Consider the following 22,135-nt stretch of genomic DNA (forward strand, 5'->3'; position numbering starts at 1 on the left):
GTCAGCGCTCGGAGACCACCACGTCGACGGAGTAATGGTCGGCGCGGTAGCAGTGGTTGCCGTACTCGATCGGGGAGCCGTCGGCGGCGTAGGCGGAGCGGGTCATGGTGACCAGGGGCTCGGCCTTGGACATGTGCAGGGTCCGGCGCTCGTCGGCGGTCGCGTTGCGGGCGCCGATGCGCTGGCGGGCGACCGTCGGGCGGATGCCGCGCGCCCGGAGCACGGCGTACAGGCCCTCGGCCGTCAGTTGTTCCAGGGTGAGGTCGTTGAGGGCCGGAGGCAACCAGTTGCGCATGATCGCGAGTGGTACGTCGTCGGCGTAGCGGAGCCGGACGATCGAGACCAGCGGGGTGCCGGGCGGGAGCTCGAGGACAGTGGCGGCGCGCTCGTCCTGCGCCTCGCAGTCGAGGAGAAGGACCTCGGTGCGGGGCGTGCGGCCCTCGCGCTGGAGGTCCTCGTACAGGCTGGTCAGCTCGGCCTTGCGGTGCACCATCTGGCTCGCGACCGTCGTGCCGATCCCGCGCCGGCGGACCAGCAGGCCCTGGTTGACCAGCTCGGCGATCGCGCGGCGCACGGTCGGCCGGGACAGGCCGAGCCGGTCCGACATCGCGATCTCGTTCTCGAACGGGTCGCCCGGACGGAGCGAGCCGTCGGTGATGGCGGACGTCAGCTGCTCGGCCAGCTGGTGGTAGAGCGGCACCGGGCTGGCCCGATCGATACTGACCGGAAGAGCAACCATGGCCGGATGTTACATGATGAAGGTATGTATGTCTTGACGTGAAAATGTGTTAACAAACTATTGACACCCCTCGTGTCTCCCGGAAGGCTGACGGAGGCGTTCGAGCGAGCAGAGAGGTGACCGGGATGCGGATCGGGTTGGTCGGGGTCGGGCGGATCGGGGCGTTCCACGCCGCGACGCTCAACGAGTTGGCGGCGGTCGATCAGGTGGTCGTCGCCGACGCGGACCCCAGCCGGGGGGAGCTCGTCGCGAAGGATCTCGGGTGCGAGTTCGCGCCCGACGTCGACACGCTGCTGGCGGGCCGTCCGGACGGGTTCGTGATCGCGGCCGCGACGTCGGCGCACGCGGAGCTGATCGCGGCCGCAGTGGCGGCCGGCATCCCGACGTTCTGCGAGAAGCCGGTGGCGATCGACCTGGCCGAGACCAAGCGCGTGGTCGAGCTGGTCGAGAGCACCGGCGTGCCGGTGCACATCGGCTTCCAGCGCCGGTTCGACCACGGGTACCGGACGGCCGCGGCGCAGGTCCGGTCCGGCGAGCTCGGGTTCATCCACCACATCCGGGCGAACACGAACGACGCGTTCCCGCCGCCGGTGGAGTACATCCCGAACAGCGGCGGGTTCTTCCGCGACTGCAACGTGCACGACTTCGACATCATCCGGTTCGTCACCGGGCGCGAGGTGGTCAGCGCGTACGCCACCGGCGCGAACCGTGGTGAGCCCTTCTTCGGTCAGTACGGCGACGTGGACGCGGCAGCTGCCCTGTTGACGCTGGACGACGGCACGTTCGTCTCCGTCAGTGGCACCCGCTACAACGCGGCCGGGCACGACGTACGGATGGAGGTGCTCGGCAGCCTCGGTTCGGTCGCCGTCGGGCTCGACGAGCACACCGCGCTGCGTTCGGCCGAGGAGGGCGTCACGTTCCCGGGCGGTCAGCCGCATGCGACGTTCATGGATCGTTTCCGCCCGGCGTACATCGCTGAGCTGACCGCGTTCACCGAGGTCGTGGAGGGCCGGCGCGAGGTGCCGTGCACGGTCCGCGACGCCTACCAGGCCTTCCGTACGGCGGACGCGTGTGAGCTGTCGCGGCGGGAGAATCGCGTCGTGAAGCTGGATGAGATCGCATGATTCGTTCTTCAGTCGAGGAGGCCGGTCGATGAGTGAACTGGTGCACCGGATCGCGGGTGCCCCGATTTCATGGGGCGTGTGCGAGGTTCCCGGGTGGGGATGGCAGTACGACCCGCAGACAGTGCTCGCCGAGATGCGCGACGCCGGCCTCGCCGCGACCGAGTTCGGCCCGGACGGCTTCCTGCCTGACGACGCGGCCGAGAAGGCGAAAACCCTGGCAGACGTGGGGCTTCGGGCCGTTGGCGGTTTCGTGCCGGTCGTGTTGCACGATCCGTCGCACGACCCGGCGCCCGAGGTGGCCACGGCGCTCGAAGGCTTCGTCGCCGCCGGCGCGACCACGCTGGTGCTTGCCGCCGCGACCGGCCAGGACGGGTACGACGACTGCCCGGTGCTGGACGAGACCGGCTGGAACACGTTGCTCGGTAATCTTGACAAGCTGTCAGAGCTCGCCGCGGCCCGCGGGGTGCTGGCGACGATCCACCCGCACGTTGGCACGATGGTCGAGAACGCCGCCGACGTCGACCGCGTACTGAGTGGCTCGTCCATCGGTCTCACGCTCGACACCGGTCACCTGTTGATCGGTGGTGTCGACCCGGTCGCGCTCGTGGTGAAGCACACCGGCCGCGTTCGCCATACCCACCTGAAGGACGTCGACGCGACGTGGGCCGGGCGAGTGCAGGCGGGCGAGGTCAGCTACACGGACGCCGTACGGCAAGGGATGTACCGGCCGCTGGGTGCCGGCGACATCGACATCGCCACCATCGTGTCGACCCTCGAGCAGGCCGGGTACGACGGTTGGTACGTGCTGGAGCAGGACACGATCCTTCCGGACCGGCCGGGCGACGAGGGCCCGGTGGTCGACGTACGGGCGAGTATCGCGCACCTGCGTGAGATTGCGGGTCGGGTCTGATGGTCGACGACGTACTGACGATCGGGCGGATCGGAGTCGACCTGTATCCGCTCCAGGCCGGGACGCATCTCGAGGACGTGGAGTCGTTCGGGAAGTTCCTCGGCGGGAGCGCGACGAACGTGGCGGTCGCGGCGGCGCGGCACGGGCGGAAGTCGGCGGTGATCAGCCGGACCGGGAACGATCCGTTCGGCACCTTCATCCACCGGACGCTCGGCGAGCTCGGCGTGGACGACCGGTTCGTCACGCCGGTCGACGGGTTGCCGACGCCGATCACGTTCTGCGAGATCTTTCCGCCGGACAACTTCCCGCTGTACTTCTACCGGTTCCCGAAGGCGCCGGATCTGGTGATCAACCCGTCCGAGCTCGACCTCGACGCGATCCGGGAGGCGCGGATCTACTGGTCCACGGTGACCGGGCTGTCCGCGGAGCCGTCGCGGTCGGCGCACTTCGCGGCCTGGGAGGCGCGCGGGCGGCGGCCGGTCACGGTGCTCGACCTCGATTACCGGCCGATGTTCTGGGCCGACCCGAGCGAGGCGCACGAGCAGGTGTCGCGGGCGCTGGCGCACTGCACGGTTGCTGTCGGCAACCGTGAGGAGTGCGAGGTGGCGGTCGGTGAGACGGACCCGGACAAGGCGGCGCAGGCGCTGCTCGATCGCGGGCTGGATCTTGCTGTGGTCAAGCAGGGGCCGCGCGGGACGCTGGCGCGTACGCGCGACGAGCGGGTCGAGGTGCCGCCGTACCCGGTCGAGGTGGTCAACGGTCTGGGTGCCGGTGACGGATTCGGCGGGGCGCTGTGTCACGGGTTGCTGTCCGGCTGGCCGCTGGAGAAGATCATCCGCTTCGCGAACATCGCCGGCGCCATCGTCGCCTCCCGCCTCGAATGCTCCACCGCCATGCCAACAACCGAAGAAGTCCTGTCCAAGTTGGGTGAGGCCCCGTGACTGTATTGATGCCGCGACTCCGTCGCGGCGGGTCCCGGGGCTGTTACTCCCGGTCTTCCCTCGTCGCTGCGGTCGCTTCGCTCCCTCCGCTCCTTAGTCCAGACCGGGAGGCCCCGTGACCAGACGCGATCAGGATCCGTACTCCGAAGACGCCCGTCCGATCCCCGTCCAGCGCCCCAACCCCGACGACGAAGTGACCGTCTTCGAACCGGGCCCCAATGACCCGACCGTCGCGGTACGCACCGGCGCGAACGACCCAACGGTCGCTCAGCGCCCAGCTGCTTCGTCCTGGCAGGACGACGCCACGATCGCCGCCCGCGTCGTCGCCGACCCGAACGATCCGACGGTTGTTGCCCAGCGCCCCGTGCAGCGGCCCGCGGTGCAGCAGCCCACCCCGGATCAGGCTGCGCCGGATGGGCAGACTACGGTCATTGGGGATCTGGAGCTGCCTGTGGAGGAGGCGGTTTGGGAGGGGAGTCAGCGGTACGGCGGGTATGGGGACCGGCTGGCGGAGCTGACCGAGATTCGGGTGCGGTATCCGGAGCGGTTGGCGGAGGCTTGGCAGCAGCGGCGGACCCGGGCGTTGGTGGGGGATGACGGGCGGCTGCTGATTGTTGCCGCCGACCACCCGGCCCGTGGCGCCCTCGGGGTCCGCGGGGACCGGATGGCGATGGCGAGCCGTCCCGACCTGATCGCCCGCCTGATGACCGCCCTGCAACGCCCCGGCGTCGACGGCGTACTCGCGACCCCGGACATCCTCGAAGACCTCCTGCTCCTCGGAGCGCTGGAAGGCAAGGTCGTCATCGGCTCGATGAACCGCGGTGGCCTGCAGGGCGCGGCGTTCGAGGTGGACGACCGCTTCACGGCGTACCGGACCGCGGAGGAGATCGCCGCGCGCCGGCTCGACGGCGGGAAGATGCTGACCCGCATCGACCTCGGCGACCCCGGCACCGTGTCCACTCTGGAGTCCAGCGCGGTCGCGGTGACCAGCCTGGCCGAGCACAAGCTGATGGCGATGGTCGAACCGTTCTGGTCGACCCGCACCGAGGACGGCAGGGTGACGAACCTGCTCGACCCGGACTCGGTGATCAAGTCGATCCACATCGCCTCCGCCCTCGGTGCGACCAGCGCCTACACCTGGCTGAAGCTGCCGGTCGTCGACGAACTGGATCGGGTGATGGAGGCAACGACCCTCCCGACCCTGCTGCTCGGCGGCGATCCGACGGTCGCACCGGAAGCGACGTACGCCTCGTGGGGTAAGGCACTCAGCCTCCCGTCGGTCCGCGGCCTCGTCGTCGGCCGGGCCCTCCTCTTCCCACCCGACGGTGACGTGGCTGCCGCCGTCGACCACGCCGCGACTCTCGTGCACGGAGGTGCCGCATGACGGAGTGGTTCCGGCCCGCGGGGTCGACGGCGGACGAGGGCTTCGAGCTGATGGTCCGGCCGGGCGAGCCCGACTGGCACCACACCGGCTTGTCGATCCGCACGCTGCTCCCGGGTCAGTCGGTGGAGATCGACACCGGCGACTGCGAGTACATCGTGCTGCCGCTCAGTGGATCGGCCGAGGTGATCGTCGACAGCGAGTCGGTTCCGCTCGGCGGCCGCGCGGACGTCTTCGCGGGTACGACGGACCTGGCGTACGTCCCGCGCAACACCACGTTCGCGGTCGTCAGCGCCGGCGGAGCAAGGATCGCGTTCCCGAACGCGAAGGCCGCCGAGGACTTCCCGTTCCGCCGGATCGCGGACGACGAGGTCGAGACCGAACTGCGCGGCGCGGGCGTAGCCTCCCGCCAGGTCCGGAACTTCGGCGTCCCCGGTGTCCTCGACGCCGACTCGATCATCGCCTGCGAGGTGATCACGCCGGCCGGCAACTGGTCGTCGTACCCGCCGCACAAGCACGACGAGCACAAGCCGGGCCAGGAGAGCGAGCTCGAGGAGATCTACTACTTCGAGCTGCAGCTGTCCGACGACGTGCCGGAAGGTGTCAAGGGCAACGATCCGATCGGCTACCAGCGCGTGTACGGCACCGACGACCGGCCGATCGACGTACTGGCCGAGGTGCGCAGCGGCGACCTTGTCCTCGTCCCGCACGGCTGGCACGGTCCGGCGATGGCGCCGCCCGGCTACGACATGTACTACCTCAACGTGATGGCCGGCCCCGGCACCGAGCGGCAGTGGCTGATCACCGACGACCCGCAGCACGCCTGGGTCCGCGAGTTGTGGAACAACCAGCACCTCGATCCCCGCCTGCCTTTCGGACAAGGAGCAGAAGAGTCATGACGGTCCGCCTCACGGTCGCCCAGGCCCTCGTGCGCTTCCTGAGCGTGCAGTACTCCGAGCGCGACGGCCAACGGCAGAAGCTCTTCGCCGGCTGCCTCGGTATCTTCGGCCACGGCAATGTGGCCGGGGTCGGGCAGGCCTTGCTGCAGTCCGAGCTGGCGGACCCGACCGCGCTGCCGTACATCCTGGCCCGCAACGAGCAGGCCATGGTGCACACCGCCGCTGCCTTCGCCCGCGCCACCAATCGCCTGCAGACCTATGCGTGTACGGCGAGCATCGGCCCGGGCTCGACCAACATGATCACCGGCGCCGCCCTGGCGACGGTGAACCGTCTACCGGTGCTGCTGCTGCCGTCGGACACCTTCGCCACCCGAGTCGCCACGCCCGTGCTGCAGGAGCTGGAGAACCTCGGTGCCGGCGATATCAGCGTGAACGACGCGTTCCGCCCGGTCTCGCGGTACTTCGATCGCGTCGGCCGGCCCGAGCAGCTCCCGTCCGCGCTGCTGAACGCGATGCGGGTACTCACCGACCCGGTCGAGACCGGCGCGGTCACCCTCGCGCTACCGCAGGACGTGCAGGCGGAGGCGTTCGACTGGCCCGAGGAACTGTTCGCCGAGCGCGAGTGGCACGTCGCCCGGCCGTTGCCCGAGACAACCATCCTGGACCAGGCGGCCGAGTTGATCCGCGACTCCCGGCGTCCGCTGATCGTCGCCGGTGGCGGCGTCGCGTACTCCGAGGCGAACGACGCGATCAGGACCTTCGCGGAGGCGACCGGCATCCCGGTGGGGGAATCCCAAGCAGGCAAGGGATCTCTGCCCTACGACCACCCGCAATCGCTCGGTGCGGTCGGCTCGACCGGCACCACCGCTGCCAACGCGATCGCGGAGTCCGCCGACCTGGTGATCGGCATCGGGACCCGGTACGCCGACTTCACCACGGCGTCGCGCACCGCGTTCCAGAATCCCGGCGTACGGTTCGTGAACATCAACGTGGCCAGGTTCGACGGCGGCAAGCACGCCGGTCTGCCGGTGGTGGCCGACGCTCGCGAGACCCTCACAGCACTGACGGCGAAGCTGGACGGCTGGTCGGTCGACGACGAGTACCGCGCCGAGACGCGCCGCCTCGCTCAGGAGTGGGACGCGATCGTGGAGCGGGCGTACAACCCGCCGGCCGAGGTGACCGAGAAGCTGGCCGAAGGTCTGCTCACGCAAGGCGAGGTGCTCGGCTGTGTGAACGAGCTGTCCGACCCGCGCGACGTCGTCGTCTGCGCGGCCGGCTCGATGCCGGGCGACCTGCACAAACTCTGGCGGACCCGCGACGGCAAGGGCTACCACGTCGAGTACGGGTACTCCTGCATGGGCTACGAGATCGCCGGCGGGATCGGCGTACGGCTCGGTGCACCCGATCGTGACGTGTTCGTGCTCGTGGGCGACGGGTCGTACCTGATGATGTCCAGCGAACTGGCCACCGCGGTCCAGGAGAACCTGAAGATCATCGTGGTGCTCGTCCAGAACCACGGGTTCGCCTCGATCGGTGCGCTCTCGGAGTCCCTCGGGTCGCAACGATTCGGTACGGCGTACCGCAAGCGCACCGGGGACGGACGGCTCGACGGCGACTACCTGCCCGTCGACCTGGCCGCGAACGTGCGCAGCTTCGGTGTCGAGGTGATCGACGTCCACAGCCGGGCCGAGCTGGAGAAGGCGATCCAGACCGCGAAGGCCGCCACCGGACCGATCGCGATCCACGTCACCACCGATCCGCTGATCGGCGCCCCGGACAGCGAGTCCTGGTGGGACGTCCCGGTCAGTGAGGTGTCGGCCCTCGAGTCGACCTCGGCGGCACGGGCGGAGTACGAGGAGTCCAAGAAGGCTCAGCGCTGGTACCTCGCTCCGCCCAGGGGCGACCGCTGATGGGCACCGTGAACATCGGCACCGCACCGGACTCCTGGGGTGTCTGGTACGCCGATGATCCGCAGCAGACCCCGTGGACGCGGTTCCTCGACGAGGTCGCCGCAGCCGGGTACACCCGGATCGAGCTCGGGCCGTACGGCTACCTGCCGACGGATCCCGTCCGGCTGAAGGACGAACTGGACCGGCATGGACTCACGATGACCGCCGGTACGACGTTCGAGCAGCTGCACCGGCCGGACGGCTGGGAGTCGACGTGGCGCGATGTCGCCAGGACGGCCGAGCTGACCGCGGCGATGGGCGCCAAGCACCTGGTCGTGATGCCGTCGATGTGGCGCGGTGACGACGGCGAGGCCGTCGAGGAGCGGTTGGACCACGAGGGTCAGGCCCGGCACGGGCGCGCGGTGACCGAGCTGGGTCGTCGGCTGGCGGAGGAGTTCGGTCTGCAGACGCAGTACCACCCGCACGCCGACGGGCATGTGGACACCCAGGACACCGTCGAGCGTCTCCTCGAGGAGACCGACGGCGAGTACGTGAACCTGTGCCTGGACACCGGCCACATCAGCTACTGCGGTGGCGACAACCTGGAGCTGATCCAGAAGTACCCGGACCGGATCGGCTACGTCCATCTGAAGCAGGTCGATCCCGAGGTTCTGGCCGAGGTCGACGGGCTCAGCTTCGACGAGGCCGTACGACGGGGCGTGATGTGTGAGCCGCCGAACGGCGTACCCGAGCTGCCGCCGGTGCTGGCTGCGTTGGCAGCGCTCGACGTGGACGTGTTCGCGATCGTCGAGCAGGACATGTATCCCTGCGCACCCGACGTGCCGTTGCCGATCGCGGAACGCACGTTGGCTTATCTGAGATCCCACGGGGGTGGCGAATCGAGATGACGGCCAGCAGAGTGTGAACTCTCTGGTCCCACGCAACTCCGCGGCGTAGCCGTGGCATCCGAAAGGCTGGTTGGAGTCATGATTCGGTGGCAGAAGAAGGCGGTGGCTGCCGGTGCGGTGTTCGCACTCGCCGCAGCGTTGGCCGCCTGCAGTTCCTCCGGGGGCAAGCAGGAGGAACAGAGTTCGAGCAGCGGCGGCGGCAACGTCGCGGACACCCCGCGGATGAAGGTGGCGCTGATCACCCACTCGGGGCCCGGTGACACGTTCTGGGACATCGTCCGGCGCGGCGCCGAGGCCGCCGCGAAGAAGGACAACATCGAGCTCCAGTACTCCTCCGACCCGGACGGCGCCGCGCAGGCGAACCTGGTGCAGACCGCGATCGACTCGAAGGTCGACGGCATCGCGGTGACCCTGAACAAACCCGACGCGGTGATCCCGAACGTGAAGAAGGCGATCGCGGCGGGCATCCCGGTGACCGTGCTGAACGGCGGCCTGGACTCCTGGAAGGGCACCGGCGCGATCGGGTACTTCGGCCAGGACGAGCGGATCGCGGGACAGGCGACCGGTGAGAAGCTCAAGCAGCTCGGCGCGAAGAAGGTCATCTGCGTCATCCACGAGCAGGGCAACGTCAGCCTCGAGGCCCGCTGCCAGGGCATCAAGGACAAGTTCGGCAACGTCGAGAACCTGAACGTCAACGGGACCGACCAGCCGGGCACGCAGGCGACGATCACCTCCAAGCTGCAGACCGACAAGGACGCCGACTATGTCGTCGCGCTGAACGCCGGCATCGCGCTGACCGCGGTACAGGCGGCCAAGGACGCCGGCTCGGCGGCCAAGATCGGCAGCTTCGACATGAGCAAGGAGATGGCCAAGGCGGTCAAGGACGGCACCGTCCAGTTCGCCGTCGACCAGCAGCCGTACCTGCAGGGCTACCTCGCGATCGACGCGATCTGGCTGTACAAGACCAACGGCGACACCATCGGCGGCGGCGACGCGACGCTGACCGGGCCGGCCTTCATCGACAAGTCCAACATCGACGCTGTGGAGAAGTACGCCACGGCCGGGACGCGCTGAGGCACTGTCATGGCATCGTCCATCACATCGCCGACGACGGCCGACGACCGCGTCGCGTCCCGCTCGATCAGCGCCCGGCTGCTGAGCCGCCCTGAGATCGGATCCCTGGTGGGGGCGGCGGTCATCCTGGTGTTCTTCCTGATCACGGCGGCGCCGTTCCGGGACATCAACAACACGGGCACGATCCTGTACCAGGCCGCGCTGATCGGTGTGATGGCCGTGCCGGTGTCGCTGCTCATGATCGGCGGCGAGTTCGACCTGTCGGCCGGAGTCGCGGTGACGACCGCGGGTCTGACCGCGGGTCTGCTCGCCTACCAGTTCAGCCTGAACGTCTGGGTGGGCGTGCTGGCCGCGCTCGTGCTCGCGCTGGCCATCGGCGCCTTCAACGGCTGGCTGCTGATGCGGACCGGCCTGCCGAGCTTCCTGGTGACGCTCGGTACGTTCTTCATCCTGCAAGGCATCAACCTCGCCGTCACCCGGCTCGCGTCCGGCGCGGTCGCGTCGAACTCGATCAGCGACATGGACGGATTCAGCTCCGCGAAGGCGGTGTTCGCGTCCGAGTTCAAGATCGGCGGGATCACCATCAAGATCCTGATCGTGTGGTGGATCGTCTTCGTCGCGATCGCCGCCTGGGTGCTGCTGAAGACGAAGATCGGCAACTGGATCTTCGCCGTCGGCGGTGACGCGGCGGCGGCCCGCGCGGTCGGCGTACCGGTGCGGAAGGTCAAGATCGGCCTGTTCATGACTGTGGGCTTCTTCGCCTGGTTCACCGGCATGCAGTTGCTGTTCATCCAGAACGGCGTGGTGCAGTCGGGTGAGGGCGTCGGCAAGGAGTTCCTCTACATCATCGCCGCGGTCGTGGGCGGATGCCTGCTCACCGGCGGCTACGGCTCGGTCGTCGGCGGCGCGATCGGGGCGCTGATCTTCGGCATGGTCCAGCTCGGCGTCGTCTACGCCCGCTGGAACCCGGACTGGTTCAAGGCCTTCCTCGGCGCAATGTTGCTGCTGGCAACCATCGTCAACCTCGTCGTCAAGAACAGGGCGGAAGCGCGGTGACCACCACGAACAGCTTCGCGTCCGAGGCGTCGACCAGCCCGACCACGCCGATCATCCACCTGGAGGAGTGCGGCAAGAGCTACGGCAACGTACATGCGCTGCGCGGCGTGTCGCTGTCGGTCCGCCAGGGTGAGATCACCTGCGTGCTCGGCGACAACGGCGCGGGCAAGTCGACGTTGATCAAGATCATCGCCGGCCTGCACGACTACACCTCGGGCCGGATGTCGGTGAACGGCGAGGAGCGGCACTTCTCCTCGCCGCGGGAGTCGCTGGACAGCGGGATCGCGACCGTGTACCAGGACCTCGCGCTCGCGCCGCTGATGTCGGTCTGGCGGAACTTCTTCCTCGGCAACGAGATCACCAGGGGCCCGTTCGGGCAGCTGGACACGGCCGCGATGAAGCGGATCGCCGCGGAGGAGCTGACCAAGATGGGGATCTCGATCCCCAACCTGGAGCAGCCGGTCGGCAAGCTGTCCGGCGGTCAGCGGCAGTGTGTCGCGATCGCGCGCGCGATCCACTTCGGCGCGAAGGTGCTGATCCTGGACGAGCCCACCGCGGCCCTCGGCGTGAACCAGTCCGGGGTCGTCCTGAAGTACGTCGTGAAGGCGCGCGACGCGGGCATCGGAGTCATCTTCATCACCCACAACCCGCACCACGCGTACCTGGTCGGCAACCACTTCGTCGTACTGAAGCTCGGCCGGGTCGCGCTCGATGTGCACCGGGCCGACATCACGCTGGAGCAACTGACCACCGAGATGGCCGGCGGCTCCGAGCTCGAGGCGCTCAGCCACGAACTCCGGGACGTCAACCCCGAAGTCGTCGTCAACGATGCAAGGCCGGAGGACAGAATATGACCCAGCTGCGGGTCGGGATCGTCGGCGTGGGCGTGATGGGTTCCGACCACGCCGAGCGGGTGGCCCGGAAGACCTCTGGTGCCCGCCTGGTCGCGGTATCGGATGCCGACCACCCGCGGGCCGAGGCACTGGCCAGGAGGCTCTCCGGCGGGTCGGCGAGCTCCGTGCGGGTGGTCGAGGATCCGCTCGACCTGATCGCGGCCGACGACGTCGACGCGGTGATCCTGGCGTCGCCGGGGTTCGCGCACGCCGAGCAGCTGTTCGCCTGCCTGGAGCACGGGAAGCCGGTGCTGTGCGAGAAGCCGCTGACCATGGACGCCGCATCGGCGCTGGAGGTGGTCGAGGCCGAGCACAAGGGCGGCCGGCAGCTGATCCAGGTCGGGTTCATGCGCCGGTTCGACCCGGAGTACGCCGCTTTGAAGCAGCTGCTCGATTCGGGTGAGCTGGGGCGGACGTTGCTGCTCCACAACGTGCATCGGAACAAGTCGGCGCCGCCGACGTTCCGCAGCGAGATGATCGTCCGGGACTCGATGGTGCACGAGGTGGATGTCGCGCGGTGGCTGTTCGGCGACGAGATCACCCGGATCACCGTGCACACCCCGAAGCCGACCAGCCTGGTGGGCGACGGCGTACGCGATCCGCAGCTGGCGGTGTTCGAGCTGGCGAACGGCGCGATGGCCGACGTGGAGGTGTTCGTGAACTTCCAGGTCGGGTACGAGGTGCGGTGTGAGGCGGTGGCCGAGCGCGGAAGTGCGACGATCGGGCTCGGGTCCGGCGTGTTCACCCGCGCCGGTGGGCAGTGGGGCGGTGCGATGCCGGCCGACTTCCGGGTGCGGTTCGAGCAGGCGTACGACCTCGAGGTGCAGCGCTGGGTCGACGCGACCCTGCGCGGCGAGATCGACGGCCCGGGCGCCTGGGACGGTTACGCGGCGGCGGCCGTCTGCGAAGCTGGCCTGGAGTCCTTGCAGACGGGAAAGCCCGCCGACGTCGCCCTGGCCGACCGCGGCAAGGTCCTCGGATGAAATACCTTCAGCAATCCGGCAGTGAGGAAACAACGTGAGTACTCAGATCAAGCGCATCACCCACCTGGTCGGCGGCAGCTCGTGGACCGGGGTGGCCGAGCGGACCAGCAAGGTCTACAACCCGGCGACAGGTCAGGTCACGGGTGAGCTGGACCTGGCCTCGGCGGCCACGGTCGACGAGGTCGTCAAGGTCGCTCACGAGACGTCGAAGGCCTGGGCCCGGACCTCGCTGACCAAGCGCGCCCAGGTGCTGTTCGCGTACCGCGAGCTGGTCAACCGGGACAAGGAGCGGATCGCGGCGATCATCACCGCCGAGCACGGCAAGGTGCTGTCCGACGCGCTCGGTGAGGTGACCCGCGGGCTCGAGGTGATCGAGTTCGCCTGCGGCATTCCGCAGCTGCTCAAGGGCGGCTTCAGCGAGGGCGTGTCGACCAAGGTCGACGTGTACTCGATCCGCCAGCCGCTCGGTGTCTGCGCGGTGATCTCGCCGTTCAACTTCCCGGCCATGGTGCCGATGTGGTTCGTCCCGATCGCGGTTGCCTGCGGCAACAGTGTGGTGATCAAGCCGTCCGAGAAGGACCCGTCGGCGGCGAACGCGATGGCCGGGCTGTGGAAGGAGGCCGGCCTGCCGGACGGTGTGGTGAACGTGCTGCACGGCGACAAGGAGGCCGTCGACCGGCTGCTCGAGCACCCGGACATCAAGTCGGTCTCGTTCGTCGGCTCGACCCCGATCGCCCGGTACGTCTACGAGAACGGCACCCGGAACGGCAAGCGGGTGCAGGCCCTCGGCGGCGCGAAGAACCACATGATCGTGCTGCCGGATGCGGACCTGGACCTGGCCGCGGACGCCGCGGTGAACGCCGGGTTCGGTTCGGCCGGCGAGCGCTGCATGGCGATCTCGGCGCTGGTCGCCGTCGAGCCGATCGCGGACGAGCTGATCGGCAAGATCACGGACCGGATGGCGAAGCTGAGGACCGGCGACGGGACGCGCGGCTGCGACATGGGCCCACTCGTCACCGGTCAGCACCGGGACAAGGTCTCCGGGTACGTTGCGGCGGGCGTCGAGGAAGGCGCCGAGCTCGTCGTCGACGGTCGCGCGGGTGACTTCGACGGCGCGGACGACGGGTTCTGGCTCGGTCCGACCCTGTTCGACAAGGTCACCCCGGAGATGTCGATCTACACCGACGAGATCTTCGGCCCGGTGCTGTCGGTCCTCCGCACAGCGTCGTACGACGATGCGCTCGAGCTGGTGAACTCGAACCCGTACGGCAACGGGACCGCGATCTTCACCAACGACGGCGGCGCGGCGCGGCGGTTCCAGAACGAGGTCGAGGTCGGAATGGTCGGCATCAACGTACCGATCCCGGTCCCGATGGCCTACTACTCGTTCGGAGGCTGGAAGAACTCGCTCTTCGGCGACACGCACGCGCACGGCACCGAGGGCGTGCACTTCTTCACCCGCGGCAAGGTCGTCACCTCACGCTGGCTCGACCCGTCCCACGGAGGCATCAACCTCGGCTTCCCCACCCACGACTGATCGGCGGGTTTGGGTGTAGCGTCGAAGACGACCCCCGGGGCATGAGGAGTACCGCGGCGCAGGCAGGGCCGTCGGCCCGTCCGAATTCCGCGATCATCAAGCCCCGGAGTGCGTCATGTCGAAGAACAAGGGCGGACGCGAAGTCCGCAAGCCGAAGCAACCCAAACAGCCGAAACCGAACCCGAGCGACAGCGCGATCATCCCGCCGACCAAACAGGCGCGGAAATAGCGGCCGTTGACCGGCGAGGTGAGGTTGGGTAACTTCTTGAGGGCGTCGTGAGGACGCGTCGAGACTCGCCGGAAGGCTGGAAGCCACCTCACGTTCCCTCTGGCCTGAGCTGCTGACGCTCTCTTGTGGCCCGTGCGAGTCCGGGCGCGAGAGGATGCGTTGTGAAGCTGCTGCCTGATCGGCCGAGTATCGAGTTCCTGCGCAAGGAAGCCAAGGATCTGCTGGCGGTACTGCGTGATGCCCGGCCGGAAACGTCGCTGGCCGAGGCGCAGCGGGCCTTGGCCGCGGAGTACGGCGTGCGTGACTGGCCGGCGTTGAAGGCCGAGGTCGAACGCCGGGTCGCCGCGGCGCCTGCCGCACCTGACGGACTGGCGGAGGAACTGGCTGAAGCATTCGGTCTGGGCGCGGTGACCGCCGCGCCCAGACCTGTTTCGTTCACGGCCATGGGCCGGTGCTGGGATGTCACGACCGACCGTGGCCGCTGGTTGGCGGTCACCGTCTTCGACTGGATCACCAACGAGCAGGCCGAGCTCGGTGCTCGCCTGCGGGATGCCGCGGTCGCCGAAGGCGTATCTGCGCCGGTCGGGGTCCGAAGCCCCCGCGGCCTACTGATCGAATCCGTGCAGGCCCAGAACTGGCGAGTTCACGAATGGCTCGAGGTCGGGCCGTCGCCAGCGTTGCCGGTGTCCGCGGACGTTGCCAGGCGGGCGGGTACGGCGTACGGGAAGCTGCATGCGCTGGCGATCCCGACCGAGACGCCGATGAATCCGTACATCGTCTGGCGGCGGCCCGAGTCGGAGTGGGACAAGCTGCTGGAGCGAGCCCGGACAGTCGGCAAGCCGTGGACCGATCGGCTCGAGGCGATCCTGCCTGCCTGGCTCGATCTGCAGACGATCGAGACCGAGGTCGATCCGGGCGAGCTGATCCTGTGCAACAGCAACCTGATCCCGACGCATGTCCGGCTGGGGCGTGACGACGAGCTGATCGTGATGGAGTGGGACTTCACCGGCTCGATGACTCCCGCGCTCGAGCTGGGGTCGGCGCTGACCCAGTGGGTGATGCGGCCGGCCATCAACCCGAAGGCGCTGGCGGCGTTCCGCGAGGGGTACGGCGATTGGCCGCAGCTGGACCTGTCGTCGTTCGGTGTGGCGATCACCAGTTGGCTCAACTGGGCGCACAACGCGATCTGCGAAGCGATCGATCCACAAGACACCGACCACGCGGCGTTCGCCGAGCGGGAGGCTGTCGGTGTCCTCGATCGGCCGATGACCCGCGCCGGTCTCGAGCAGCTACTTGGAGAGTGCGGCAGCTAGGGCCGCAGCGGCTGGTTCGGACAGATGGCCGTGGAGGAGCTCTGTGCGGTGGACCAGGCGCGGGCCGGTGAGCGGGACGGCGGCGAGGTGGGGTGCTTCGGTCGATCGAGGGAGAACGGCCAGGCCGTGACCGTCGGCGATCAGGGTCAGGAGGGTGTGCACGTCGGTGCCGGTGTAGGTGAAGGCCGGCCGGAAGCCGTTGGAACCGGTGGTCGTGCGGAGGACCGGGAGCGGCGTGGCGATGTCGGGTGCGTCGATCCAGCGGGCGTCGGCGAGGTCTTTCAGCGAGAGGCCTCGCCGGCCCGCCAGCGGGTGATCGTTGGGGAGGGCAACGATCAGGTCGTCGTGAGCGACCGGCGAGGTCCGCAGGCGCACGGTGTCCGAGAGCCGGAGCGGATCGCTCGGTGCAGCCACTCCGTCGACCAACCCGAGCGCGAAGGTTCCGGCGGCCACACCCTCCACAACCTCGTCCCGCCCACAAACCGTCAGGGTGACCTCGGTGCCGGGATGCACGCGACGCACCTGCCGCAAGGCGACAGACAGCACGCTGCGACCCGAACCAGCGGCCAGCGGAGTGGTGGCGAGGGTGAGGGTGGTGGGAGGGGCGGTGACGGCTCGGCGGACGTCGGCTCGGGCCGCGTCGAGGCGGAGCAGGATGGGGGCGGCGTGTTCGAGGAGGCGTTCGCCGGAGGGGGTCGGGACGACGGGGCGTCGGCGGAGGAGCGGCGTACCCAGGTCGTTCTCGAGGGCGGAGATGTGCTGGGAGACGGCTGACTGGGTGTAGCCGAGGCGTTCCGCGGCGGCGGAGAACGAGCCGCACTCGGCCACCGTCACGAACGTCCGCAGCAGGTGAGGATCCACGGGGATCAGTATTGCTTATGGACCGTGCAGAGATCATCGTTGGCGCTGATGCCGATCTCGCGGTGAGGATGGAGCCATGACCGCTTACTCCGGACGCATCGCCCTCGTCGCCGACCGTTCGCCGCATGTCCGCTCGCACGTCCGCCTCCCCGCGCTGTTCGACAGCCTGCGGGACCGCGACCACCTCGACTTCGACGTCTACTGGGTCCCGACCGAGCAGGTCGACGAGGCGCTCGAAGGCTTCGACGGGGTCTGGCTGCTCCCGGGCAGCCCGTACCGCAGTGAGGCGGGCGCGATCACCGCGATCCGGATCGCCCGCGAGCAGGGCATCCCGTTCCTCGGCACGTGTGCCGGGTTCCAGCACGCGATGCTCGAGTTCGCCCGCACCGTCTGCGGCGCGACGAACGTCCAGCACGGCGAGAGCACCCCGGATGCCGACGACCTGCTGATCGTCCCGATGGCATGCTCACTCGACGGTCACGAGGGCGCGATCCAGGTTGTCCCGGGCACCCGGGCGGCCGCGCTCCTGGGCGTCGAGCGGTCGATGGAGCGCTACCACTGCTCGTACGGTCTGGACACCACCAGGCTCGATCTCCTCCGCGAGCACGGCCTGGTCTTCAGCGGGTTCGACGACGCCGGCGATCCCCGGATCGCCGAGCTGCCCGACCACCCGTTCTACCTGACAACCCTGTTCCAGCCGGAGCTGGCCGGCGACGGCTCGCGACCACACCCGTTCATCCAGGCGTTCGCGCACGCGGTCGCCGACCGCAGCGGTCAGACTGCAGACACCGGTCGCGGAGTCATCCCGGCCGCGAGGTAGCAGGCGTCGATGAGCTCCATCGTCGCCAGCGCGTCGTCGACGTCGGTCAGCACCGGAGCGCCATTGCGGACCGCTCCGGTGAAGGCCTCCAGCTGATACGTGTACGACGTACGGGTGCCGCGGTGCTCGACCCAGGTGTCCTCCTTGGTCGTCACCACCACCCGGTCGTCGCGCTGCGGCAGCACGTAGAACGGTGCGAACGCCTCGCCCCGGCTGCCGATGACCTTGAGGCTGAACTCGACCTCGTCCGCAGCCATGCTGGTCCGGACCGCGCCGGTCGCGCCGTTCGGGAACTCCAGGTCGGCGTTCAGCCACTCGTCCACACCAGGCATCCGCTTGCGCTCGCCTGCACGCGCGCTGAGCAGCTTCGGCGCGCCACCGGCGTACGGCGCGAACATCCGCTGCGCGTGCAGCGCGTAGCAACCGACGTCCATCACAGCACCGCCGGCCAGCGGCAGCGACCAGCGCGGGTCGTCCTCCGGTGGCGGCGGCATCACCATGGTCGCCTCGACGTGCTGCAGATCGCCGAGCTCGCCCTTCGAGACCAGCTCCAGCAGCCGGCGCATCACCGGGTGGTACGCGTAGTGGAACGCCTCCATGAAGACCAGGCCGGACGACCGGACGGCGTCGCGCACCTGCAGCGCCTCGGCGGCGTTGCTGGCCGACGGCTTCTCGGTCAGCACATGTTTGCCCGCGGCAAGCGCCTTGAGGTTCCACGGCCCGTGCAGGCCGTTGGCCAGCGGGTTGTAGATCGCCTCGACCTCGGGATCGTCGAGCAGGGCCTGGTACGACGGATGTACCCGTTCGACCCCGTGCTCGGCGGCGAAGGCCGCGGCGCGGCCTTCGTCGCGCGCGGCGACCGCGACCAGCCGGGCGCCGGTCAGCTTGGCCGGCTCGACAATGGCCCGGCCCGAGATCCGGGCGGCACCGAGGATCCCGATCCGCAGCGGTTCCATGCCTTCTCCTTCGAGGGTCGGCCGCACGGGCGGCGTACGGCGGTGTCCAAGAGGCGCGTGTTCCGCCGGTAAGGGTAGCCCTCAGCTCAGACGGCGAACGCGCCATCCTGCCTGACGATCACTCCGATCGGACAGCGGCTGCCCGTGATCCGGACTCGGTTCACCGAACGTTCACGCGTTTCTGTCATGTGTCTGTCGCCGGACGGCGTGCCCGGCGAGCGCCTGATGCAACTCCTCCGGGCGCCAACGCTGCGTGACCGCGGAGCGCAGAACGTCGGCCTGGGACTGTGGCGCGAGCCCGCCGATCGGCTGGTCGCGATCGAGGTTGGTCGGGAACGCGTAGCCCTCGGCCGTCGCCGCGATCACGTTCTCGGCGGCCGCCGGATCGGTCAGCGTGAGCAGTGCGGGATAGACCGCTTGTGCCATCCTGGCCCGGTCGATGCTCTCCATCGCGCGGCCGAAGGCGGACGAGACCTGCAGCAGGTTCGCCATCCGCTGGATGCCGGCCGAACGGTTGCTCCCGGCGGCGTGGAACAGCGCCGGGTTGAAGAACACCGCGTCGCCCTTGTCCAGCGGCAACTGCACGTGGTTCTCCACGAAGTGCGCCTGGAACTCCGGCCGCCGGTACGCCAGGTATCCCAGGGCGTACTTCTGCGAGTGCGGCAGGTACAACGTCGGCCCCGACTCCACCGGCATGTCACAGTGTGCGACCGCTCCCTGCAAGGTGAGCACGGCCGACAGCCGATGGACGTGCTCCGGGTACTGCGCCGCGACCTCGTCGGACTGGAATCCCAGGTGGTAGTCGCGGTGCACCGTCTGCCCGTCGCCGCCCGGGTTCACCACGTTCACCTGCGAAGTGACCTGGTACGCCGGTCCGAGCCAAGCGGCCGACACCAGCGCGAGCAGGTCGTTCGCGTAGTACGCCGTGAACACCTCGGGCGCACCGATCGCAAGCTTCTCGAGCGCGTTCCAGACCCGGTCGTTCGCGCCCGGCTTCGCGAAATGGTCGCCGGCCGCGACGCCGGTCCGATGCTGCTCGTCGATCAGCCGGTTGAACTCGGCGGTCGTGGCGTCGACCACCTCGTTGCCGAAGGCACCTTTCAGGACGATGATCCCCGGGCCGTCGGCGAACGCCCGGACGAACTCGGTCTGCACCGCGCGGGGATCCGCGGCCCGGACCCGCGCCGCGTCGTACATCGGGACCTGTTGCTCGACGGCCGCGGCGTACGGGTAGTCGTCCGGATCGGTCTGGTCCTTGACCACGCTCAGCAGATCCTCGAGCCGGGCATCAGCAGGGTTCAGCCACATGAGATGGCTCCTCTCGGTCTACCCCCAGCTAAGCACTTGCCCACGTTCGAGTAGGCGGGCCTGCAGTTTGTCGACGTCGACCTGCTGTACGTCGGTCTGCGCTCGGAGGGACTGCACTGCGGCGACGGCGGCGGACTCTGCGAGGACGCAGAAGACGGGTTCCATTCGCGTCGCGGCGTACCCGATGTGGGAGGCGGACAGGCAGACCGGGACGAGGAGGTTGGCACAGTCGCTCTGCTGTGGGGTGATGGCCCGGTAGGGGATCGGGTAGGGCTGACCGGTGCCCAGATGGCCGCCGATGAACATGTCACCCTCGGTGGCCACGCCCAGTTGACCAGATGGGTTGCGGCTGGCGATCCGGCGTACCGGATAGACGTCGACGCCGAACAGAGCGAGGCCGACGCTGTCCGGTGGCTCGGCCTGGTTGATCACGTCGGCGTGGGTGATCGTGTACTGACCGGCGAGCCGTCGGCACACCCGGATGTACAGCTGCGTCGGCCAGCCCTCAGTCTCCGGGAAGACGCTCCCGTCCAGCCCGTACGCCGCTGTCGCCGTACGGAAGGCCGCAGGCACGCTGGGGTCCGTGGACAGGAAATGGCGGAGTCCGCGGAGGTAGTCGAGGTGCTGACGCCAGATGCGCGCCCTGACGTCCCAGTTGCCGTCCTGGTACTCGCGGCTCAGTCCGAGCGGAGCGTTGGTGATGAGAGACCCACGCTGGTAGTTGTACTCGCCTGAGTTGAGCCAGCCGGGGAAGATGCCGGACAGGTCTTCGGCGTGCTCCAGGTATCGGCGGACGAGCTCGTAGTCGGCCGGTGAGTAGCTGTCAGGCGGGGTGAGCTCCACGCGCTTGGCGGGGTCTGTGGTGACGTAGAAGCGATAGTTGTAGGCCTGCGTGTAGTCGTCGCCTGCACCTATCGGCAGACCGTGATCCTCCTCTACCAGCGGTAGTAGTCCGCTGGTGCTGTCGCCCGGCACGACGTACGGGTCGATCGGGGTCCAGTTGGTCACCGGACGGACTCCCGCGACCTCCTCGCCGAAGGTCTCCTGTGACTCGCGTCCGGTCCGGTAGGGGACACCGGAGAGGGCCATCAGGTCGCCCTCGTACGACGCGTCGATGAAGACCTCGGCGTGGACCTCGCGGTCCGGGATCGAGTCGGCAGCCGGCAGAGGTACGCCCCACCGGTCCGGCGATGAGGTCTCGAGCTGGATGGAGGTGATCCGGTTGCCGGTGCGTGTCACCGATCGCACGCGGCGTTCGAAGATCACCTCGATGCCGGTCGCGGCGATCCACTGGTGGAACGCGCGCAGGACGTCGTGCGGATGATCACCGAAGCCGAACACCAGGTCCCGCGTCAGGCCGCCCGCGGCGGCCGGGATCGGGCAGTCCTGCGCCGGCTTGATCCCCGCGCCCAGCATCCCGCCGAGCCAGCGACTCGGCTCGACCAGCACCACCGACGCGCCTTCCTGATGCGCCGTCATCGCCGCGACACAACCCGCGGCGGTTCCTCCGTACACGCAGACATCGACCATGTCATGCACTCTGCAGCAGTCTCGGTATCCTAGAAAATAGCCGTCCTGAGCATCTCCATGTATTTTCTTGCCATGCTCGCGTTGGACGGCTACCTGGTCGCGCCGCTCCGGTCCCGGTTCAGCCTCGCGGTCGACACCTACGACACCTGGTGCCTCCTGCTCCCGATCGCCGGCTCCTTCGACTACGAGGTCGGTGACGCACACGGGACCGCCAAGTTCGGCGATGTCGTCGTCTGCCCACCCGGTGGCACGCTCCGCCGTCGCATGCGCACCCGGACGTCGTTCTTCCACGCCCGCTTCACCACTTCGCTGGAACCACGCCCTGGCTGCACCCGACTCCGGGACCTGGACCGGCTCCGCGGCAACCTCGCCCTGCTCGAGAACGCCAACACCGCGATCGCCACGCATGTTGTTACTGACCTCGTCCTGATGCTGCGCCGCGCCCGCTCTCCGCAAGACCGTCTGGTCCACAGTGCGATGACGTATCTGCTGGAGCACTACGCCTCACCAGAGCTGTCGTTGAGTGAGCTGGCGTCCGCACTCGGTATCAGCCCGCCGCAGCTCTCCAGGCGGTTCCGGGATGTCCGTGGCGTCACTCCGGTCGCCTACCTGCGGGACCTGCGGCTGCAGAAGGCTCGTGAGCTGCTGACCGAGTCCGATGACACGCTGCAGGTCATCGCCGAGCACACCGGCTACCGCAGTGCGTTCTACCTCAGTCGGGTGTTCAGCGCGCAGACAGGACAGTCGCCGTCGGAGTACCGCCGTACCAGTCGGGTCTAGGGTT

General features: G+C 68.7%; 20 protein-coding genes. 15 read left to right on the top strand and 5 right to left on the bottom strand.

All coding sequences use genetic code 11. The features are described 5' to 3' along the window. Position 1: 1 nt before the first annotated feature. Complete coding sequence (locus OHA18_RS23195; RefSeq protein ID WP_328997366.1) at positions 2–739, bottom strand: GntR family transcriptional regulator; 738 nt, start codon at positions 737–739, stop codon at positions 2–4. Positions 740–864: 125 nt separating this feature from the next. Between OHA18_RS23195 and OHA18_RS23200 the strand changes: the two genes are divergently transcribed. The 13 genes from OHA18_RS23200 (at position 865) to OHA18_RS23260 (ending at position 15,876) form a co-directional block, all read left to right on the top strand. Beyond that, on the top strand, positions 865–1,863 hold the full coding sequence (locus tag OHA18_RS23200; RefSeq protein WP_328997367.1) for a Gfo/Idh/MocA family oxidoreductase: 999 nt from the start codon (positions 865–867) through the stop codon (positions 1,861–1,863). 28 nt (positions 1,864–1,891) lie between these two features. Then, positions 1,892–2,773, top strand: a complete 882-nt coding sequence (locus OHA18_RS23205; protein ID WP_328997368.1) for a sugar phosphate isomerase/epimerase family protein — start codon at positions 1,892–1,894, stop codon at positions 2,771–2,773. Beyond that, the gene (iolC, locus tag OHA18_RS23210; protein ID WP_328997369.1) at positions 2,773–3,714 is read left to right on the top strand and encodes a 5-dehydro-2-deoxygluconokinase; all 942 of its coding nucleotides are present in this window, start codon (positions 2,773–2,775) and stop codon (positions 3,712–3,714) included. The genes OHA18_RS23205 and iolC overlap by 1 nt, the downstream gene beginning before the upstream one ends. A 505-nt stretch (positions 3,715–4,219) precedes the next feature. After that, entirely contained in the window at positions 4,220–5,098 is an 879-nt protein-coding gene (locus OHA18_RS23215) for a Cgl0159 family (beta/alpha)8-fold protein (RefSeq protein WP_442914420.1), read from the top strand. Then, positions 5,095–5,994 carry a 5-deoxy-glucuronate isomerase gene (iolB, locus tag OHA18_RS23220; RefSeq protein ID WP_328997371.1) on the top strand — a complete coding sequence of 300 codons (900 nt, stop codon included), beginning with the start codon at positions 5,095–5,097 and terminating at the stop codon, positions 5,992–5,994. Before OHA18_RS23215 ends, iolB begins: the two co-directional genes overlap by 4 nt. Beyond that, a complete protein-coding gene (gene iolD, locus OHA18_RS23225) occupies positions 5,991–7,904 on the top strand; it encodes a 3D-(3,5/4)-trihydroxycyclohexane-1,2-dione acylhydrolase (decyclizing) (protein WP_328997372.1) in 1,914 nt (637 codons plus the stop codon). The genes iolB and iolD overlap by 4 nt, the downstream gene beginning before the upstream one ends. Then, positions 7,904–8,791 carry a TIM barrel protein gene (locus tag OHA18_RS23230; RefSeq protein WP_328997373.1) on the top strand — a complete coding sequence of 296 codons (888 nt, stop codon included), beginning with the start codon at positions 7,904–7,906 and terminating at the stop codon, positions 8,789–8,791. The genes iolD and OHA18_RS23230 overlap by 1 nt, the downstream gene beginning before the upstream one ends. Before the next feature lie 78 nt (positions 8,792–8,869). Then, positions 8,870–9,865 (top strand): sugar ABC transporter substrate-binding protein, encoded by a 996-nt coding sequence (locus tag OHA18_RS23235; protein WP_328997374.1) that lies wholly within the window; start codon positions 8,870–8,872, stop codon positions 9,863–9,865. Between the two features lie 9 nt (positions 9,866–9,874). After that, positions 9,875–10,921, top strand: a complete 1,047-nt coding sequence (locus OHA18_RS23240; protein ID WP_328997375.1) for an ABC transporter permease — start codon at positions 9,875–9,877, stop codon at positions 10,919–10,921. Then, a complete protein-coding gene (locus OHA18_RS23245; RefSeq protein WP_328997376.1) occupies positions 10,918–11,775 on the top strand; it encodes an ATP-binding cassette domain-containing protein in 858 nt (285 codons plus the stop codon). Before OHA18_RS23240 ends, OHA18_RS23245 begins: the two co-directional genes overlap by 4 nt. Continuing rightward, positions 11,772–12,797 (top strand): Gfo/Idh/MocA family protein, encoded by a 1,026-nt coding sequence (locus OHA18_RS23250; protein WP_328997377.1) that lies wholly within the window; start codon positions 11,772–11,774, stop codon positions 12,795–12,797. Before OHA18_RS23245 ends, OHA18_RS23250 begins: the two co-directional genes overlap by 4 nt. 34 nt (positions 12,798–12,831) lie before the next feature. Continuing rightward, positions 12,832–14,334 carry a CoA-acylating methylmalonate-semialdehyde dehydrogenase gene (locus OHA18_RS23255; RefSeq protein WP_328997378.1) on the top strand — a complete coding sequence of 501 codons (1,503 nt, stop codon included), beginning with the start codon at positions 12,832–12,834 and terminating at the stop codon, positions 14,332–14,334. Between the two features lie 390 nt (positions 14,335–14,724). After that, the gene (locus OHA18_RS23260; RefSeq protein ID WP_328997379.1) at positions 14,725–15,876 is read left to right on the top strand and encodes a hypothetical protein; all 1,152 of its coding nucleotides are present in this window, start codon (positions 14,725–14,727) and stop codon (positions 15,874–15,876) included. Here the strand turns inward: OHA18_RS23260 and OHA18_RS23265 are convergent. Next, positions 15,853–16,737, bottom strand: a complete 885-nt coding sequence (locus OHA18_RS23265) for a LysR family transcriptional regulator (protein WP_328997380.1) — start codon at positions 16,735–16,737, stop codon at positions 15,853–15,855. The genes OHA18_RS23260 and OHA18_RS23265 overlap by 24 nt on opposite strands. 76 nt (positions 16,738–16,813) lie before the next feature. On the opposite strand from OHA18_RS23265, the gene OHA18_RS23270 reads away from it, so the two are divergent. Next, on the top strand, positions 16,814–17,557 hold the full coding sequence (locus OHA18_RS23270; protein WP_328997381.1) for a CTP synthase C-terminal region-related (seleno)protein: 744 nt from the start codon (positions 16,814–16,816) through the stop codon (positions 17,555–17,557). Here OHA18_RS23270 and OHA18_RS23275 read toward each other — a convergent pair. The 3 genes from OHA18_RS23275 to OHA18_RS23285 form a co-directional block, all read right to left on the bottom strand. Then, a complete protein-coding gene (locus tag OHA18_RS23275; RefSeq protein ID WP_328997382.1) occupies positions 17,512–18,513 on the bottom strand; it encodes a Gfo/Idh/MocA family protein in 1,002 nt (333 codons plus the stop codon). The genes OHA18_RS23270 and OHA18_RS23275 overlap by 46 nt on opposite strands. A gap of 171 nt (positions 18,514–18,684) precedes the next feature. Continuing rightward, positions 18,685–19,821 carry a phytanoyl-CoA dioxygenase family protein gene (locus OHA18_RS23280; protein ID WP_328997383.1) on the bottom strand — a complete coding sequence of 379 codons (1,137 nt, stop codon included), beginning with the start codon at positions 19,819–19,821 and terminating at the stop codon, positions 18,685–18,687. 18 nt (positions 19,822–19,839) lie between these two features. Continuing rightward, entirely contained in the window at positions 19,840–21,351 is a 1,512-nt protein-coding gene (locus OHA18_RS23285; protein ID WP_328997384.1) for an FAD-dependent oxidoreductase, read from the bottom strand. A 72-nt stretch (positions 21,352–21,423) separates the two neighbouring features. On the opposite strand from OHA18_RS23285, the gene OHA18_RS23290 reads away from it, so the two are divergent. Beyond that, positions 21,424–22,131: an AraC family transcriptional regulator gene (locus tag OHA18_RS23290; RefSeq protein ID WP_328997385.1), complete on the top strand. Its 708-nt coding sequence runs from the start codon at positions 21,424–21,426 to the stop codon at positions 22,129–22,131. The last annotated feature ends 4 nt before the right edge of the window (positions 22,132–22,135 follow it).

The sequence above is a fragment of the Kribbella sp. NBC_00709 genome (assembly GCF_036226565.1).
GTDB lineage: Bacteria > Actinomycetota > Actinomycetes > Propionibacteriales > Kribbellaceae > Kribbella.